A 14,382-nucleotide genomic window follows, 5' to 3' on the forward strand; every position below is an offset into this window, starting at 1 on the left:
CGGTATTTGCGGCCATTGATCTCGACATTGACTTCGGGCACGCCGCTTACTCCGCCTTGGCCAGAACTTCGCGCACCGTTTCCATGGCCACCACCAGCCGGCGCGACACCTCGTGGGCGCTGTCGTCCAGGCGCTTGGCGCGCGCCGCCGTCTTGTCCAGCTCGGTGGCCAGCCGCGCCCGCTCATGCACGAGGCGCTGGGTATCGACCTCGATGCGATTGTGCTGGCGCAGCCGGGAGCCGAGGTTTTTCACGCTCTGGTCGAGCCGCGCCACGGCCCGGTCGAACCGCGCGGTGGCGGCGACGAGCCCATCCTGAAGTTCGGTGTCACTCATTGCGGCCGGGATCCTCACGACAGGGCGATTCCAAGAGGCCAGCCTGCCGGAACCGGGCCGCCGGCGCAAGGGGCGCGACCCAGGGCGTCATTGACAGGGCAAGGGAACATGTTATGCCTCGAACCCGCCTTTGGGAGGAGGCTTTATGTGCCTCTTCTCCCCAGAATCCAGCCTTGAGAAAGCGCCAACCCATGACGAATACCGCCCATCAGAACGATTTGGCCAACGCAATCCGTTCCCTCAGCATGGACGCGGTGGAAAAGGCCAATTCCGGCCATCCCGGCCTGCCCATGGGCTGCGCCGATATCGCCACTGTGCTCTTCACCAAGGTGATGAAGTTCGATCCCGCCGACAGCAAGTGGGCCGACCGCGACCGCTTCGTGCTCTCGGCCGGTCATGGCTCCATGCTGCTTTATTCGGCGCTTTACCTGCTCGGCTACCAGGACATGACCATCGAGCAGATCAAGAATTTCCGCCAGCTCGGCTCGATCACTGCCGGCCACCCCGAATATGGCCACGCCGAAGGCATCGAGACCACCACCGGCCCGCTCGGCCAGGGCATTGCCAACGGCGTGGGCATGGCCGTGGCCGAGGCCAAGCTGGCCGCCGAATTCGGCGGCAACCTGGTCGATCACCACACCTGGGTGCTGGCCGGCGACGGGTGCCTGATGGAAGGCATTTCGCAGGAAGCCATCGCACTGGCCGGCCATCTCAAGCTCAACAAGCTCACCCTGATCTGGGACAATAACAACATCACCATCGACGGCGCCGTCTCCAATGCCGACAGCACCGACCAGATCGCCCGCTTCAAGGCTTCGGGCTGGAACACCATCGAGATCGACGGCCACGACCAGGCGGCGATCGAAAAGGCCTTGCTCGCCAGCAAGACCTCCGACCGCCCGACCATGATCGCGGCCAAGACCACCATCGGCTTCGGCGCCCCCAAGAAGGCCGGCACCGAGAAGGTGCATGGCTCCCCGCTTGGCGCCGAGGAACTGGCCGGCGCCAAGGCGGCGCTGGGCATCACCTATCCGGCCTTTGAAATCCCTGCCGAAATCCTCGAAACCTGGCGCGCCGCCGGCAAGCGCAGCCAGAATCTGCGCGGCGAATGGGAAGCGCGGCTGGCCAAGGCGGACAGCAAGGCCGAGTTCACCCGCCGCATGAATGGCGAATTGCCCGCCGCTTTTGCCGAAGCCTTTGCCGACTACAAGAAGAAGCTGGCCGAGGACAAGCCCAAGGTCGCCAGCCGCAAGGCCAGCCAGATGGCGCTGGAAGTGCTGACCAGGGTGTTGCCCGAAGCGCTGGCCGGCTCGGCCGACCTCACCGGCTCCAACCTGACCAACACCCCCGACACCAAGCCCTTCCAGGCCGACAACCGCACGGGCCGCTACATGATGTACGGCATCCGCGAGCACGCCATGGCGGCGGTGATGAACGGGGTGGCGCTGCATGGTGGGCTGATCCCCTATGGCGGCACCTTCCTGGTCTTTACCGACTATGCCCGCCCGGCCATCCGCCTCTCGGCGCTGATGGGCCAGCGCGTCGCCTATGTCATGACCCACGATTCCATCGGCCTGGGCGAGGATGGCCCCACCCACCAGCCGGTCGAGCATTTGTCGGCGCTGCGCGCCATTCCCAACCTGCTGGTGCTGCGCCCCGCCGACGCCATGGAAACCGCCGAATGCTGGCAGATCGCCATGGAAAGCGCCGACGCGCCCTCCATCCTGGCGCTCAGCCGCCAGAACCTGCCGGCGCTTCGCACCGAGTATTCGGCCGAGAACAAATCGGCCCGCGGCGCCTATAGCCTGGTCGGCCCGGCCGACGCCGATGCGGTGATCTTCGCCACCGGCTCGGAAGTGGCCATCGCCGTCGAAGCGCAGAAGGAACTGGCCGAAAAGGGTATTTCCGCCCGCGTCGTCTCGGTGCCCTCCATGGAGCTTTTCGCCAGGCAGTCCGACGCCTACAAGGCCGAAATCTTCGGCAAGGCCAAGGCCCGCGTTGCCATCGAGGCCGGCATCGAAATGAGCTGGAGCAAGCTGCTGGGTGACAAGGGCCGCTTTGTCGGCATGCACTCCTTCGGCGCCTCCGGCCCGATCGAGGCGCTCTATGCCCACTTTGGCATTACGCCGAAGGCCGTTGTTGAAGCCGTCACCGCCCAAGTGTAAGAGAGCCCCGACCCCCTTACCCCAATTTCCTCCCAGGAGCGTCTAAAATGGCAGTTCGCGTCGCCATCAATGGCTTTGGCCGCATCGGTCGCAACATTCTGCGCGCCATAGTCGAGTCGGGCCGCACCGATATTCAGGTCGTGGCGGTGAACGATCTCGGCCCGGTGGAGACCAATGCCCATCTGCTGCGCTATGACAGCGTGCATGGCCGCTTCCCCCACGAAGTGGTGGTCGATGGCGACACCATCCGCACCGCCGGCCACACCTTCAAGGTCACCGCCGTGCGCGACCCGGCCGAGCTGCCCCACGCCGCCATGGGCGTCGATATCGTGCTCGAATGCACCGGCATCTTCGCCACCCGCGAAAAGGCCGCCGCCCACCTGGCCGCCGGCGCCAAGAAGGTGATCGTCTCGGCCCCCGCCGAAGGCGCCGACCTCACCGTGGTCTACGGCATCAACCATCACCTGCTGAACAAGGACCACGTGGTCATTTCCAACGGGTCCTGCACCACCAATTGCCTGGCCCCCATGGCCATGGTGATGGACGATCTGGTCGGCATCGAAAAGGGCATGATGACCACGGTCCATTCCTATACCGGCGACCAGCCCACGCTCGACACCATGCATAAGGACCTCTACCGCGCCCGCGCGGCGGCCCTCTCGCAGATCCCCACCTCCACCGGCGCCGCCAAGGCGATCGGCCTGGTGCTGCCGCGCCTCAAGGGCAAGCTGGACGGCATCTCGGTGCGCGTGCCCACCCCCAATGTGTCGCTGGTCGACCTGAAGTTCATCTCCGGCCGCAACGTCACCGCCCAGGAAGTCAATGACGCCCTGGTCGAAGCGGCCGACGGCAAGCTCAAGAACATCATGACCTATACCCGCCATCCGCTGGTTTCGAGCGATCTCAACCACGATCCGCACAGCTGCACGCTGCTGCTCGACCAGACCAAGGTGATCGACGGCAACTTCGTCAACATCATGGGCTGGTACGACAATGAATGGGGCTTCTCGAACCGCATGGCCGACACCACCGTCGCCTTCGCCAAGACGCTCTGATTTTTTGTCGATCCGTATTTCAGGGGCGCCCTTCGGGGCGCCCCTTTCCATTTGCGCGCGGGGAGATTTTTCTTGTTCCCGCTTCCGCCGCAAGCCACACTCTGCTACCCACCCGCAGACAGACCCGGACATGGGAGAGAAGTGCCGTGAGCGCCAGTTTCAAGACCCTCGACGAACTCGACCTCAAGGGCAAGCGCGTGCTGCTGCGCGCCGATCTCAACGTGCCGGTGGCCGATGGGCAGGTGACCGACGCCACCCGCATCGAGCGCCTCGTGCCCACCATCCGCGAAATCGTCAAGCATGACGGCAAGGCCATCCTGCTCAGCCATTTCGGCCGCCCCAAGGGCAAGGTGAACCCCGATTTCTCGCTCGAACAGGTCTGCCCGGCCATCGCCGACCTCACCGGCCATCCGGTGGGGTTCGTAGCCACCGACTGGACCGATGTCAGCGCCGCCCGCGCCGCTATCGAGCAAGCCCCTGCCGGCGCCGTCCTCGTTCTGGAAAACACCCGCTTCCACCCCGGCGAGGAAGCCAATGACATCGAACTGGCCCGGCGCATGGCCAGCCTGGGCGATTGTTATGTCAACGACGCCTTCTCGGCCGCCCATCGCGCCCATGCCTCCACCGAGGCCCTGGCCCATCTGCTGCCGGCGGCAGCGGGCCTGGCCATGGCGGCCGAGCTCGAAGCGCTCGAAGCCGGGCTGGGCAAGCCGAAAAAGCCGGTCATCGCCATTGTCGGGGGCGCCAAGGTCTCCTCCAAGATCGACCTGTTGGAAAACCTCGTCACCAAGGTCGACGGCCTCGTCATCGGCGGGGGCATGGCCAATACGTTCCTGCATGCCCAGGGCCATGGCGTCGGCAAGTCGCTGTGTGAAAAGGACCTGGCCGACACCGCCCGGCGCATCATGGAAAAGGCCGAAAAATCGAGCTGCGCCATCATCCTGCCCATCGACGCGGTGGTGGCCTGGCATTTCAAGGCCGATACCCCCACCCGCCTCTACGGCGTCGACGCCATCGATCCCGAAGGCATGATCCTGGATATCGGACCCTCCTCGCTCGAACGCATCAAGGCCGCCATCGACGATGCCCATACCGTGGTCTGGAACGGCCCGCTCGGCGCCTTCGAGATGACGCCCTTCGACGCCGGCACTGTCGCCCTGGCCCAATATGTCGCCAAACGCACCCATGACGGGCACCTGGTCTCGGTGGCCGGCGGCGGCGACACCGTCGCCGCGCTTGCCCATGCCGGGGTCAAGGACAGCTTCACTTATGTCTCCACCGCCGGCGGCGCGTTCCTCGAATGGATGGAAGGCAAGCCCCTGCCCGGCGTCGAGGCGCTGAAGAAATAGTTTCCGTGCTGTGAAAGTTTTTCTTGCCAGCTGCTGGCGGCCCGGATAGTTTCCAAGATCGGAAACTATCCGGACACGCCGAAAAATGTCGCTGACGCTTTATCTGCATCCGCTCGCTTCGTTCTGCCACAAGGTGCTGATCGCCCTTTATGAGAACGATACGCCCTTCACGCAAAAAATCGTCGATCTGGGCGATCCGCAATCGGCCCTTCAGGTGACCGGGCGCTGGCCGGTGGGCAAGATCCCCGTGCTCGAAGACACGGCGCGCAACCGCATCGTGCCGGAAACCAGCATCATCATCGAATATCTCGATCGCTATTACCCCGGCCCGGTCCCGCTGCTGCCGGAAGAGCCGGAGGCCGCACTCGACACCCGCCTCTGGGATCGGTTTTTCGATCAATATGTGCAGGTGCCGATGCAAAAGATCGTCATCGACCGCATCCGCCCCCCGGGCGCGGCCGACCCGCATGGGGTGGCCGAAGCGCGCGACATCCTGCGCACGGCCTATGGCATGATCGAGGGGCAGATGGCCGGACGGGACTGGGCGGTCGGCGGCGATTTCTCGCTGGCCGATTGCGCCGCCGCGCCGGGCCTGTTCTTTGCCGCCGTCGTCGAACCCTTCCCCGCCGATCACCCAAATCTCGCGGCCTATTTCGAGCGGCTGCTGGCGCGGCCCAGCGTGGCCCGGGCACTGGCCGAAGCCCGGCCCTATTTCGACATGTTCCCCTATCGCGACGCCATGCCGGCGCGTTTCCTGGCGCAATGAGGGAGGGCGCGCTGCATACCGAACCCGCCCGGCTCGACCAGCTTTTCCACGCTTTGGCCGACCCGCATCGCCGCGCCATGGTGACGCGCCTGGCGCAGGGCCCCGCCGCGATGAGCGAACTGGCCATCGGGCTGGGTCTGGCGCTGCCCTCGGCGCTCAAGCATTTACAGGTACTCGAAAAGGGCGGCATGGTGGCCTCCACCAAACAGGGGCGCACCCGCACCTTCGCGTTGGACGCGCAGGGGCTGGCGGCGATGCAGGCCTGGCTGGCCGAGCACCAGCGCCAGCTTGGGGCCGGCTTCGACCGCCTCGACGCCCTGATGCGGGCCACGCCCGAAAAGGAAGCGCCATGACCGCCCGGCCCGACCGCCACGCCACCTTCACCATCGAGCGCACACTGCCCGGCCGCCCTGTCCATGCCTGGCGCTTCTGGGCCGAACCCGCGCTCAAGCAGGCCTGGTCCGGCTGCCATCCCGACTGGACGATGCTGGAGGAGGCGCAGGATTTTCGAGCCGGCGGGCGCGACTTCAGCCGCATGCGCGACACGCAGGGGACCATTCACGCCGTCGATATCCGCTATCTGGACCTGCTGGCGCCCCGGCGCATCCTCTACGCCTATACCATGCACCAGGACGGCCTCCTGCTCTCCGCCGGGCTGGTGACCATCGATTTGCTGCCTCGGGGCGCCGCGACCGGCATGGTCTATACCGAGCAACTGACCGTTCTGGCGGGCGACATGGCGGCGCGGCGCGCAGGCACGGCAGAGGGGTTTGACCGGCTGGTGCTGGCAATGGGGCACGCGCCGGCGACGCTGCATTAGGCCCGATCCGCCTTTGGTCGAATAACCGGAGGTCTAATCGCAAGCCAAAAAACGAATGTCTAATCTCGGGCCAATTGCACCCGAGGTAGCATCCATGACCAAGTCACTGAACGCCATCGCCCAGAAGCTGATGGAGCCGGGCAAAGGCATTCTTGCCGCCGATGAATCCGAAGGCACCATCGCCAAGCGCTTTGCCAAGATCAACCTGCCCAATACCCTGGACCTGCGCCGCGACTATCGCGAGATGCTGTTCCGCTCCAGCGACGCCATGCGCAACTATATCTCGGGGGTCATCCTCACCGAGGAGACGCTGGAGCAATCGGCCGCCGACGGCACGCCCTTCCGCGCCATCCTGGCCGATGCCGACTGCATTCCCGGCATCAAGGTCGATCGCGGCGCCTTCCCCATGCCGGGCGATACCGGCGAAAAGATCACCGAGGGGCTCGATGGGCTGCGCCAGCGCCTGGCCCATTATGCCGATCTGGGTGCGCGCTTCGCCAAATGGCGCGCCGTCATCACCATCAACGACATCGCCCCCACCCGCAACAATATCCGCGCCAATGCCCATGCGCTGGCCCGCTACGCCATTCTCTGCCAGGAAGCCGGCATCGTGCCGGTGGTCGAGCCCGAAGTGGTGGGCGATGGCGAGCCGGGCAATCATTCCATGGAGCGCTGCGCCCAGGTGACCGGCGACGTGCTGGAAAACACCTTCAAGGAACTGCGCCTTGCCGGAGTGGACCTCGCCGGCATGCTGCTCAAGCCCAATATGGTCTTGCCCGGCATCAATGCCCGCGAGCGCCCCGGCATCGAGGAAGTGGCTCAGCGCACCGTGGCGGTTCTGCGCGCCCATGTGCCCGCCGCCGTTCCGGGCATCGCCTTCCTGTCCGGCGGCCAGACCGACGAGGAAGCCACCGCGCATCTGTCGGCCATGAACGGCATCGCCGGCAAGCCCTGGCCGCTGACCTTCTCCTATGGCCGCGCCCTGCAAAACGTCGCCCTGCGCACCTGGGCCGGCCGCCGCGAGAATTTCCCCCAGGCCCAGGCCGCCTTCACCCATCGCGCCCATATGAATTCACTGGCCGCGCTGGGCACCTGGAGCGGCGAGCTCGACCGCGCCGCCTGATTTTTTACTCCCACGTCCCGACGTCACCTTGCGCGCCCTGCCCCGGGCGCGCATTTTCTTTGCGCCCGGCCGGGCCATGGCCTATTGGAGAGGCGTCCTCTTTCTTGCCAAAATGGGCGCACAGAGAGACCACGTCCCGCGTCGAGTATTTCAGGTCATGGCCCCCCAGCTCTATCTCATCACCCCCACGGATGCCGCGCCCGAGAGCTTTCCCAACACGCTGATGCGCGTCCTCAGCGCGGGTGAATTCGCCGCCATCCTGGTGGCGCGGGGCGAGCGCGATGCGGCCGCCTATGAAAAGCTGGCCGCCGCCATCATCCATGTCGGCCAGGGCGCCGGCTGCGCCGTGCTGCTCGAAGACGATGCGCACCTGGCCAGGCGCCTGGGCGCCGATGGCGTGCATGTCACCGCCGGCCCTGCCGCCCTCAAAGCCGCCATCGCCGCGCTCAAGCCCGCCATGATCGTGGGCGCGGGCCATCTTTCCAGCCGCCACGACGCCATGACGGCGGGCGAGATGGATGTCGATTACGTATTTTTCGGTCCCGTCGCCGGCCCCGCCGACCCGCGCGCGCCCGAGCTGGCGCAGTGGTGGGCACAGACTTTCGAAATTCCCGCCGTGCTCAGCCTGCCCGCCGCCGCGCCCGGCGCGCGCGATGCGGGAGGGGTCGAGTTTCTCGCCCTCTCGCAACGCCTGTGGGCCGCGCCCGACCCGGCGGCGGCGCTGCGCGCGCTACTGCCGCTCCTGGAAGGCGCCTCCTGATGCGCGCGCCCCTTTTCGGCGCGCTGCTGGCGCTCATGCCGATGGCCGCGCTGGCCCAGGCGCCCGACACCAGTCCCGCCGAGATCATTTCCGACCAGATCTTCGGGCCGCGCGTGCAGGTCGATTATGCCTTCGGCGCCTTTCAGCGCGGCTATTTCCTCACCGCGCTGGAGCTGGCCCTGCCCCGCGCCGAACAGGGCGACGCCGCCGCCCAGACGCTGATTGCCGAGCTTTACGGCAAGGGGCTGGGGGTGGCGGCCAACGACCAGCGCGCCGCCGGCTGGTACGAACTGGCCTCTCGCGGCGGCGACCGGCTCGCCACCTTCTCGCTGGCTCTCGCCTATCAGCAGGGCATCGGCGTGCCGCGCAACCGCACCCGCGCCGCCGAACTGTTCAGCCAGGCCGCCGAAGCCGGCTATATTCCGGCCAAATACAATATGGCGCTGCTCCATGTCGAAGGCATCTACGCCTCGCCCAGCCTGCCCACCGCCGCCGCGCTGATGAAGGAGGCAGCCGACGCCGAGCTGCCCGAGGCCCAATATGACTACGGCTCCATGCTGATCGAGGGCGCCGGCATCGTGCCCGACCCGGCCGAGGGCGCGCGCTATATCAAGCTGGCGGCCGAGCAGAACCTCATCGCCGCCCAGATCGACTACGCCACCCTGCTCTATCTCGGCCAGGGCGTAGACAAGGACGTGACCGAAGCCGCCCGCTGGTACGGCATGGCCGCCGGGGCGGGCAACGCCGTGGCCCAGAACCGCTATGCCAAGCTGCTCGCCGTGGGCGAGGGGGTCGATCTCGACCTCGAGCAAGCCGCCATGTGGAGGGCGCTCGCCCGGCGGCAGGGCCTCACCGATCCCTCGCTCGACCGGCTGCTGGTCTCGCTGTCCGAAGAGGGCCTGGCCAGCGCCGAGGAGCGGGCCCGCTTCTGGCCCTCCACCCCGCCGCGCATCGAGACCGTGGCTGAAATTCCTTCCACCGGCAACCAGACCGTGCTGCCCAGCGGCACCGACCCCGGCAATGCGCCAAAGGCAGCGCAGCATCGCGGTGAGGAGTAACCCCGCCTTCCCCGGGGCCGTCGCGCAGGCCGCCCATGCAAACGCCGCCCTTGAACCGACAGGCATTCTGGGGCAATAAGCCGGCGCGGGGTCGGCGCCTTTGGCTCCGCACAACACGAAAAGCTGCTTTCCCATGGCCCAGATTCCCGGCAGCGCAATGTTCCATCCTTCTTCCCATCAGGTGAACTGACATGGCCCGTTCCGCGCTGCTCAACGTCATGGTCAATGCCGCCATCAAGGCCGGCCGCTCGCTGACCAAGGATTTCGCCGAAGTCGAAAACCTCCAGGTCTCGCGCAAGGGCCCGGCCGATTTCGTCTCCAAGGCCGATCTGCGCGCCGAGCAGATCGTGTTCGAGGAATTGCGCAAGGCCCGCCCCACCTACGCCTTCCTCATGGAAGAAGGCGGCGAGGTGGCCGGCACTGACGGCCAGCACCGCTGGATCGTGGATCCGCTCGACGGCACCACCAATTTCCTCCATTCCATCCCGCTTTTCGCCTGCGCCATCGCGCTCGAGCGCAATAACGAGATCGTCGCCTCGGTGGTCTACAACCCGGCCATGGACGAGCTCTATACCGCCGAAAAGGGCAGCGGGGCCTGGCTGAACGATCGCAGGCGCCTGCGCGTCGCCGGCCGCCGGACCCTGGCCGACGCGGTGGTCGCCACCGGCATCAAGACCCAGGGCACCGGCAACGATACGCTGCAATTGCGCCAATTGGCCCATATCAATCCCGCCGTGGCCGGCATCCGCCGCTCCGGCTCGATTTCTGTGGACATGGCCTGGCTTGCCACCGGCCGCTATGACGGGCTCTGGGAAGCCGGGCTCGCCCCGTGGGACGTCGCCCCCGGCCTGTTGCTGGTCAAGGAAGCCGGCGGCTATGTCAGCGATTTCGCCGGCGCTCCCGGCTCGGTCTGGAACGGCCAGATCGTGGCCGGCAACGAATATATCCAGCCCGCTCTGCTCAAGGAATTGCGGCCGATCCAGTAGAGCGTTTTCTGCGGGACGCTCAGACAGCCTTCGGAAGTGGCGGCTCCAGAACCCGGATTTCCTCAAACCGATTCATGTCCCTGAACCGGCAGAAGGCCGGCGCGCGCAAGTCCAGCACCGGCGCCTGCTGCCTTATCTCCTCGGCCACCGCCGTCAGCATGTCCTGCCAGGCCGGCAGCACTTCGTCGTCCAGCCAGGCGATGGGATAGGTGAAGGTGATGTGGAAGACATAATGGTCATGGTCGGGATGGCGATAGCCGAACAGATCGGCCAGCCGGTTGCGCCAGTCGGCCATCGCATGCCGGTCCGCCGCCGTTGCCCCTTCCACGATCAGCCCCGAGGGCGCCGCCTCGACCAGCGAGACCTTGAAAGCCGCCCCCGGCTCCAGCCGGTCCAGCCGCTTGAGGAACAGCTCGTCCATGGCCTCCAGCGGGGTATCCAGCGCCACCCCTTCGGGCCAGAAGGGCAGGCGGCGATTGCGCCCGAGCACGCCCTGGAACAGCGTCATATGCAGGCTGTCCTCGGCGGTGAAGGCAAACCGGTTCGCCTCCGGCATGGCCAGGTAACGCCGCCGCGCCGCCCGCAACGCCGCCTCCGTGGGCGTGCCGGACCTCACATGGCAGACGATGGTATTGCCCGCCTCGGTCAGGAACACCCCGTTGGCATCGTGCCGCGTGCCCAGATGCCGGGGCGGTTCGGTCCGGTGGCTGCGGGCGAAGTGAAGCAAATGCGGCGAAAACGGCGGGGCATCCATGACGAAATCCATAAGCGAAAGACAACAGGGCGCCACCCTAGCCCGGCCCTGCGAAACTGTCGTGACCAAACCGGGCTGGCCGCTCCTACCTTTCCGATTGCCCAGGGGGCCGGGGCTGACTAGTCTTGCCCGGTGATTTGCGGCGCGAAATTCTGGGCAAAGGCAAGATGACGCAACCTTACGACCCCTACCATCTGGCCAGCCCCACGGTCTATCTCGTCAAGATCGTCATTTTCCTCGTGCTGGTCGGCCTGGTGGCGGCCATTCTTTTTACCAATATCGTCACCTTCTTCTGGGCCAACCCCTTCATCAATTCGCTGATCTTCTTTTCCCTCTTCATCGGGATTTTCCTCAGCTTCCGCCAGGTGATCCGGCTGTTTCCCGAGGTGAAATGGGTCAATTCCCTGCAAGAGGGCACCGCCGCCAATGTCCGCCCGCCGGTGCTGCTGGCCCCCGTGGCGGGGCTGTTGCGCGAGCGGATCGGGGAGGCAATCATCACCCCCTCCTCCATGCGCTCCATTCTCGACTCGGTGGGCAACCGGCTCGATGAGGCCAAGGATACCTCGCGCTATCTGACCGGCCTGCTGGTGTTCCTGGGGCTGATGGGCACATTCTATGGCCTTCTGGAAACCGTGGGGTCGGTGGCCGGCGTCATCAACACGCTGGACGTCACCTCGGCCGACAGCGCCTCGCTCTTTGCCAATCTCAAGGAGGGGCTGACCGCCCCGCTGGGCGGCATGGGCACCGCCTTTTCCTCCTCGCTGTTCGGCCTTGCCGGCTCGCTGGTGCTGGGCTTTCTCGATCTCCAGACGAGCCAGGCCCAGAACGCCTTCTATACCGACCTGGAAGACTGGATGACCTCGATGACGGAGCTCGACCATCCCGTCACCGCCATGCAGGCCAATGCCGGCGGGCCGGACATGCAGGCCATTTTCGAGCGGCTGGGCGACAGCATGCAGAGCCAGAATTCCTCGCAGAACGCCATTCGCGCCATGGCCGAGCTGGCCCGGGGCATTGACGGGCTGGTCAAGCATATCCGCACCGAGCAGGACGATCTGCGCCGCCATATCAACGAGCAGGGCGAGACCAATCGCAAGCTGCGCGAGCTGATCGACGCCGTGCTCTCGCAAGGCGACAATGAGCGGCGGGACTAGCCATGCCCGGCGCCCGTTCCCGCCGCCGCCAGGAGGCCAATTACTGGCCCGGCTTCGTCGACGCGCTGTCGAGCCTGCTGCTCGTCATCATCTTCCTGCTCTCGCTGTTCATGCTCACCCAGTTCTTCCTGGGCCAGGAAATCCAGGGCCGCGACACCGCCCTGGCGCGCCTCAACAGCCAGATCGCCGAACTGACCGAATTGTTGCAGCTCGAGCGGGCCAATAGCGACGACCTCACCACCCAGATCGCCACGCTCACCGCCACATTGGGCAGTGCGCAGGCCGAAAAGGACGCCCTGGCCGGCCAGCTTTCCGGCATCGGCGCCGGGCTGGGCGAGAAAGATAGCACCATAGCCGGGCTGCAAGGCGACCTCGACGCCGCCCGCGAACTCTCCGACGAGGCCAATGCCCAGGTGGCCCTGCTCAACCAGCAGCTCGCCGCCCTGCGCACCCAGATCGCCGCACTCGAATCGGCGCTGGAAGCCTCCGAGGCGCGCGACAGCGAAAGCCGCACCCAGATCGCCGATCTCGGGCGCCGGCTCAATCTGGCGCTGGCCCAGCGCGTGCAGGACCTGTCGCGCTATCGCTCCGATTTCTTCGGGCGCCTGCGCCAGATCCTGGAAGGGCGCGCCGATGTGCGCGTGGTGGGCGACCGCTTCGTCTTCCAGTCCGAAGTGCTGTTCGATCCCGGCCAGGCCGACATCCAGACCGGCGGCCGGCCCGATCTCGACGCGCTGGCCGACGCCATCCTCCAGCTCGAAACCGAGATTCCCCCCGATATCAACTGGGTGTTGCGCATCGACGGCCACACCGACAGCCGCCCGATTTCCAATGCCCGCTTCCCCTCAAACTGGGAGCTTTCGGCGGCCCGCGCCATTTCGGTGGCGCAGTACCTGGTCAGCAAGGGCGTCTCGCCCCACCGGCTGGTTGCCGCCGGCTTCGGCGAATTCGCTCCGCTCGACCCGGCCAATACCGAGGAAGCCTATCGCCGCAACCGCCGCATCGAGTTCAAGCTGACCGAGGGGTAAGGACACACACGTGGTGTCATTCCGGCCTGCGCCGGAATGACCCGGTGGATCGGAAAATGGTCAGTGGATAGACCTCTTCACCTCTCCCTTGGGGGAGAGGTTAAAAATGCCCCTCTCCATCCAGCCGGAATTGCAGCCGCGCCAGCTCGGCATAGCGCCCGCCCTTGGCCACCAGCTCGTCGTGGGTGCCCTGGTCGATGATGCGCCCGCCATCGAGCACCAAAATCGTGTTGGCGTCGCGGATGGTGGCCAGCCGATGGGCGATGACCAGCGTGGTGCGGCCCGCCATCAGGTGTTCCAGCGCCGTCTGCACCAGCCGCTCGCTCTGCGCGTCGAGCGCGCTGGTTGCTTCATCCAGCAGCAGGATGGGGGCGTTCTTGAGGATGGCGCGGGCAATGGCGAGGCGCTGCTTCTGCCCGCCCGACAGCATCACCCCGCGCTCGCCTACCACTGATTCGTAGCGCGCCGGCAGGTCCATGACGAAATCATGCACCAGCGCCGCCCGCGCCGCCGCTTCCACCTCGGCGTCGCTGGCATCGGGTTTGCCGAAGCGGATATTGTCGGCAATGGTGCCGGCGAAAATGGTCGGCTCCTGCTCGACATAGGCGAAGCGCCGCCGCAGATCGGACAGGCGCAACGCGCGGATATCCACGCCATCCACCAGAATGGCGCCGCCCGTCACCTCGTAGAAGCGCTGCAACAGCAACAGCGTCGTCGATTTGCCCGAGCCCGACGGGCCCACCAGCGCCACCGTCTCGCCCTTGGCCACGGAAAACTCCAGCCCTTCGAGCACCTTCTCCTTGCCGTCATAGGAAAAATCGACACCGGCGAACCGCACCGTGCCCAAGGGCGGCTCGGGCAGGGTCTGGGGGTCTTCGGGATCGCGGATAGACGGCTCGGTGTCCAGGATTTCCATCAGCCGCTCGGTGGCTCCGGCCCCCGATTGCAGGGATCCCAGCACCTCGCTGAGATTGGTCAGCGCGCCCGAGGCCATCAGCGCATAGACCAGGAACTGCGCCCGCTGCCCCGC

Annotated in this window: 15 protein-coding genes; 12 read left to right on the forward strand and 3 right to left on the reverse strand. The window is 66.2% G+C overall.

Annotated features, from left to right (window positions below; translation table 11 throughout):
* Window positions 1-46: 46 nt before the first annotated feature.
* Window positions 47-334, reverse strand: coding sequence for a DUF4164 family protein (locus tag VDP82_RS05270; RefSeq protein ID WP_323013797.1), 288 nt, complete (start codon window positions 332-334; stop codon window positions 47-49).
* A gap of 191 nt (window positions 335-525) precedes the next feature.
* Between VDP82_RS05270 and tkt the strand changes: the two genes are divergently transcribed.
* The 10 genes from tkt (at window position 526) to VDP82_RS05320 (ending at window position 10,416) form a co-directional block, all read left to right on the forward strand.
* On the forward strand, window positions 526-2,499 hold the full coding sequence (tkt, locus tag VDP82_RS05275) for a transketolase (RefSeq protein ID WP_323013798.1): 1,974 nt from the start codon (window positions 526-528) through the stop codon (window positions 2,497-2,499).
* A 47-nt stretch (window positions 2,500-2,546) separates the two neighbouring features.
* Window positions 2,547-3,554 (forward strand): type I glyceraldehyde-3-phosphate dehydrogenase, encoded by a 1,008-nt coding sequence (gene gap, locus VDP82_RS05280; RefSeq protein WP_323013799.1) that lies wholly within the window; start codon window positions 2,547-2,549, stop codon window positions 3,552-3,554.
* Window positions 3,555-3,700: 146 nt separating this feature from the next.
* Complete coding sequence (locus VDP82_RS05285; protein ID WP_323013800.1) at window positions 3,701-4,903, forward strand: phosphoglycerate kinase; 1,203 nt, start codon at window positions 3,701-3,703, stop codon at window positions 4,901-4,903.
* Between the two features lie 85 nt (window positions 4,904-4,988).
* Entirely contained in the window at window positions 4,989-5,669 is a 681-nt protein-coding gene (locus tag VDP82_RS05290; protein ID WP_323013801.1) for a glutathione S-transferase family protein, read from the forward strand.
* Window positions 5,666-6,022, forward strand: coding sequence for a metalloregulator ArsR/SmtB family transcription factor (locus VDP82_RS05295; protein ID WP_323013802.1), 357 nt, complete (start codon window positions 5,666-5,668; stop codon window positions 6,020-6,022). Before VDP82_RS05290 ends, VDP82_RS05295 begins: the two co-directional genes overlap by 4 nt.
* Complete coding sequence (locus tag VDP82_RS05300; RefSeq protein WP_323013803.1) at window positions 6,019-6,489, forward strand: SRPBCC domain-containing protein; 471 nt, start codon at window positions 6,019-6,021, stop codon at window positions 6,487-6,489. The genes VDP82_RS05295 and VDP82_RS05300 overlap by 4 nt, the downstream gene beginning before the upstream one ends.
* 94 nt (window positions 6,490-6,583) lie before the next feature.
* Window positions 6,584-7,612 carry a class I fructose-bisphosphate aldolase gene (locus tag VDP82_RS05305; RefSeq protein WP_323013804.1) on the forward strand — a complete coding sequence of 343 codons (1,029 nt, stop codon included), beginning with the start codon at window positions 6,584-6,586 and terminating at the stop codon, window positions 7,610-7,612.
* A gap of 157 nt (window positions 7,613-7,769) precedes the next feature.
* Window positions 7,770-8,372 carry a thiamine phosphate synthase gene (locus VDP82_RS05310; RefSeq protein WP_323013805.1) on the forward strand — a complete coding sequence of 201 codons (603 nt, stop codon included), beginning with the start codon at window positions 7,770-7,772 and terminating at the stop codon, window positions 8,370-8,372.
* A complete protein-coding gene (locus tag VDP82_RS05315) occupies window positions 8,372-9,430 on the forward strand; it encodes a tetratricopeptide repeat protein (RefSeq protein WP_323013806.1) in 1,059 nt (352 codons plus the stop codon). Before VDP82_RS05310 ends, VDP82_RS05315 begins: the two co-directional genes overlap by 1 nt.
* Before the next feature lie 191 nt (window positions 9,431-9,621).
* Complete coding sequence (locus VDP82_RS05320) at window positions 9,622-10,416, forward strand: inositol monophosphatase family protein (RefSeq protein WP_323013807.1); 795 nt, start codon at window positions 9,622-9,624, stop codon at window positions 10,414-10,416.
* A 19-nt stretch (window positions 10,417-10,435) separates the two neighbouring features.
* On the opposite strand, the gene VDP82_RS05325 is transcribed toward VDP82_RS05320, so the two are convergent.
* Window positions 10,436-11,170, reverse strand: coding sequence for a DUF1868 domain-containing protein (locus tag VDP82_RS05325; RefSeq protein WP_323013808.1), 735 nt, complete (start codon window positions 11,168-11,170; stop codon window positions 10,436-10,438).
* 167 nt (window positions 11,171-11,337) lie between these two features.
* On the opposite strand from VDP82_RS05325, the gene VDP82_RS05330 reads away from it, so the two are divergent.
* Window positions 11,338-12,324 (forward strand): flagellar motor protein MotA, encoded by a 987-nt coding sequence (locus VDP82_RS05330; protein ID WP_323013809.1) that lies wholly within the window; start codon window positions 11,338-11,340, stop codon window positions 12,322-12,324.
* Between the two features lie 2 nt (window positions 12,325-12,326).
* A complete protein-coding gene (locus VDP82_RS05335) occupies window positions 12,327-13,352 on the forward strand; it encodes a peptidoglycan -binding protein (RefSeq protein WP_323013810.1) in 1,026 nt (341 codons plus the stop codon).
* Window positions 13,353-13,452: 100 nt separating this feature from the next.
* Here VDP82_RS05335 and VDP82_RS05340 read toward each other — a convergent pair.
* Window positions 13,453-14,382: ABC transporter ATP-binding protein (locus tag VDP82_RS05340; protein WP_323013811.1), on the reverse strand; the 930-nt coding region annotated here is incomplete at its 5' end.

Source organism: Devosia sp. (genome assembly GCF_034675085.1).
Classification (GTDB): Bacteria; Pseudomonadota; Alphaproteobacteria; order Rhizobiales; family Devosiaceae; genus Devosia.

Excerpts from the sequence above, each read along its gene's own strand:
- VDP82_RS05270 (WP_323013797.1), bottom strand. The coding sequence starts at position 334 with ATGAGTGACACCGAACTTCAGGATGGGCTCGTCGCCGCCACCGCGCGG.
- tkt (WP_323013798.1), top strand. The coding sequence starts at position 526 with ATGACGAATACCGCCCATCAGAACGATTTGGCCAACGCAATCCGTTCC.
- gap (WP_323013799.1), top strand. The coding sequence starts at position 2,547 with ATGGCAGTTCGCGTCGCCATCAATGGCTTTGGCCGCATCGGTCGCAAC.
- VDP82_RS05290 (WP_323013801.1), top strand. The coding sequence starts at position 4,989 with ATGTCGCTGACGCTTTATCTGCATCCGCTCGCTTCGTTCTGCCACAAG.
- VDP82_RS05295 (WP_323013802.1), top strand. The coding sequence starts at position 5,666 with ATGAGGGAGGGCGCGCTGCATACCGAACCCGCCCGGCTCGACCAGCTT.
- VDP82_RS05300 (WP_323013803.1), top strand. The coding sequence starts at position 6,019 with ATGACCGCCCGGCCCGACCGCCACGCCACCTTCACCATCGAGCGCACA.
- VDP82_RS05305 (WP_323013804.1), top strand. The coding sequence starts at position 6,584 with ATGACCAAGTCACTGAACGCCATCGCCCAGAAGCTGATGGAGCCGGGC.
- VDP82_RS05310 (WP_323013805.1), top strand. The coding sequence starts at position 7,770 with ATGGCCCCCCAGCTCTATCTCATCACCCCCACGGATGCCGCGCCCGAG.
- VDP82_RS05315 (WP_323013806.1), top strand. The coding sequence starts at position 8,372 with ATGCGCGCGCCCCTTTTCGGCGCGCTGCTGGCGCTCATGCCGATGGCC.
- VDP82_RS05320 (WP_323013807.1), top strand. The coding sequence starts at position 9,622 with ATGGCCCGTTCCGCGCTGCTCAACGTCATGGTCAATGCCGCCATCAAG.
- VDP82_RS05325 (WP_323013808.1), bottom strand. The coding sequence starts at position 11,170 with ATGGATGCCCCGCCGTTTTCGCCGCATTTGCTTCACTTCGCCCGCAGC.
- VDP82_RS05330 (WP_323013809.1), top strand. The coding sequence starts at position 11,338 with ATGACGCAACCTTACGACCCCTACCATCTGGCCAGCCCCACGGTCTAT.
- VDP82_RS05335 (WP_323013810.1), top strand. The coding sequence starts at position 12,327 with ATGCCCGGCGCCCGTTCCCGCCGCCGCCAGGAGGCCAATTACTGGCCC.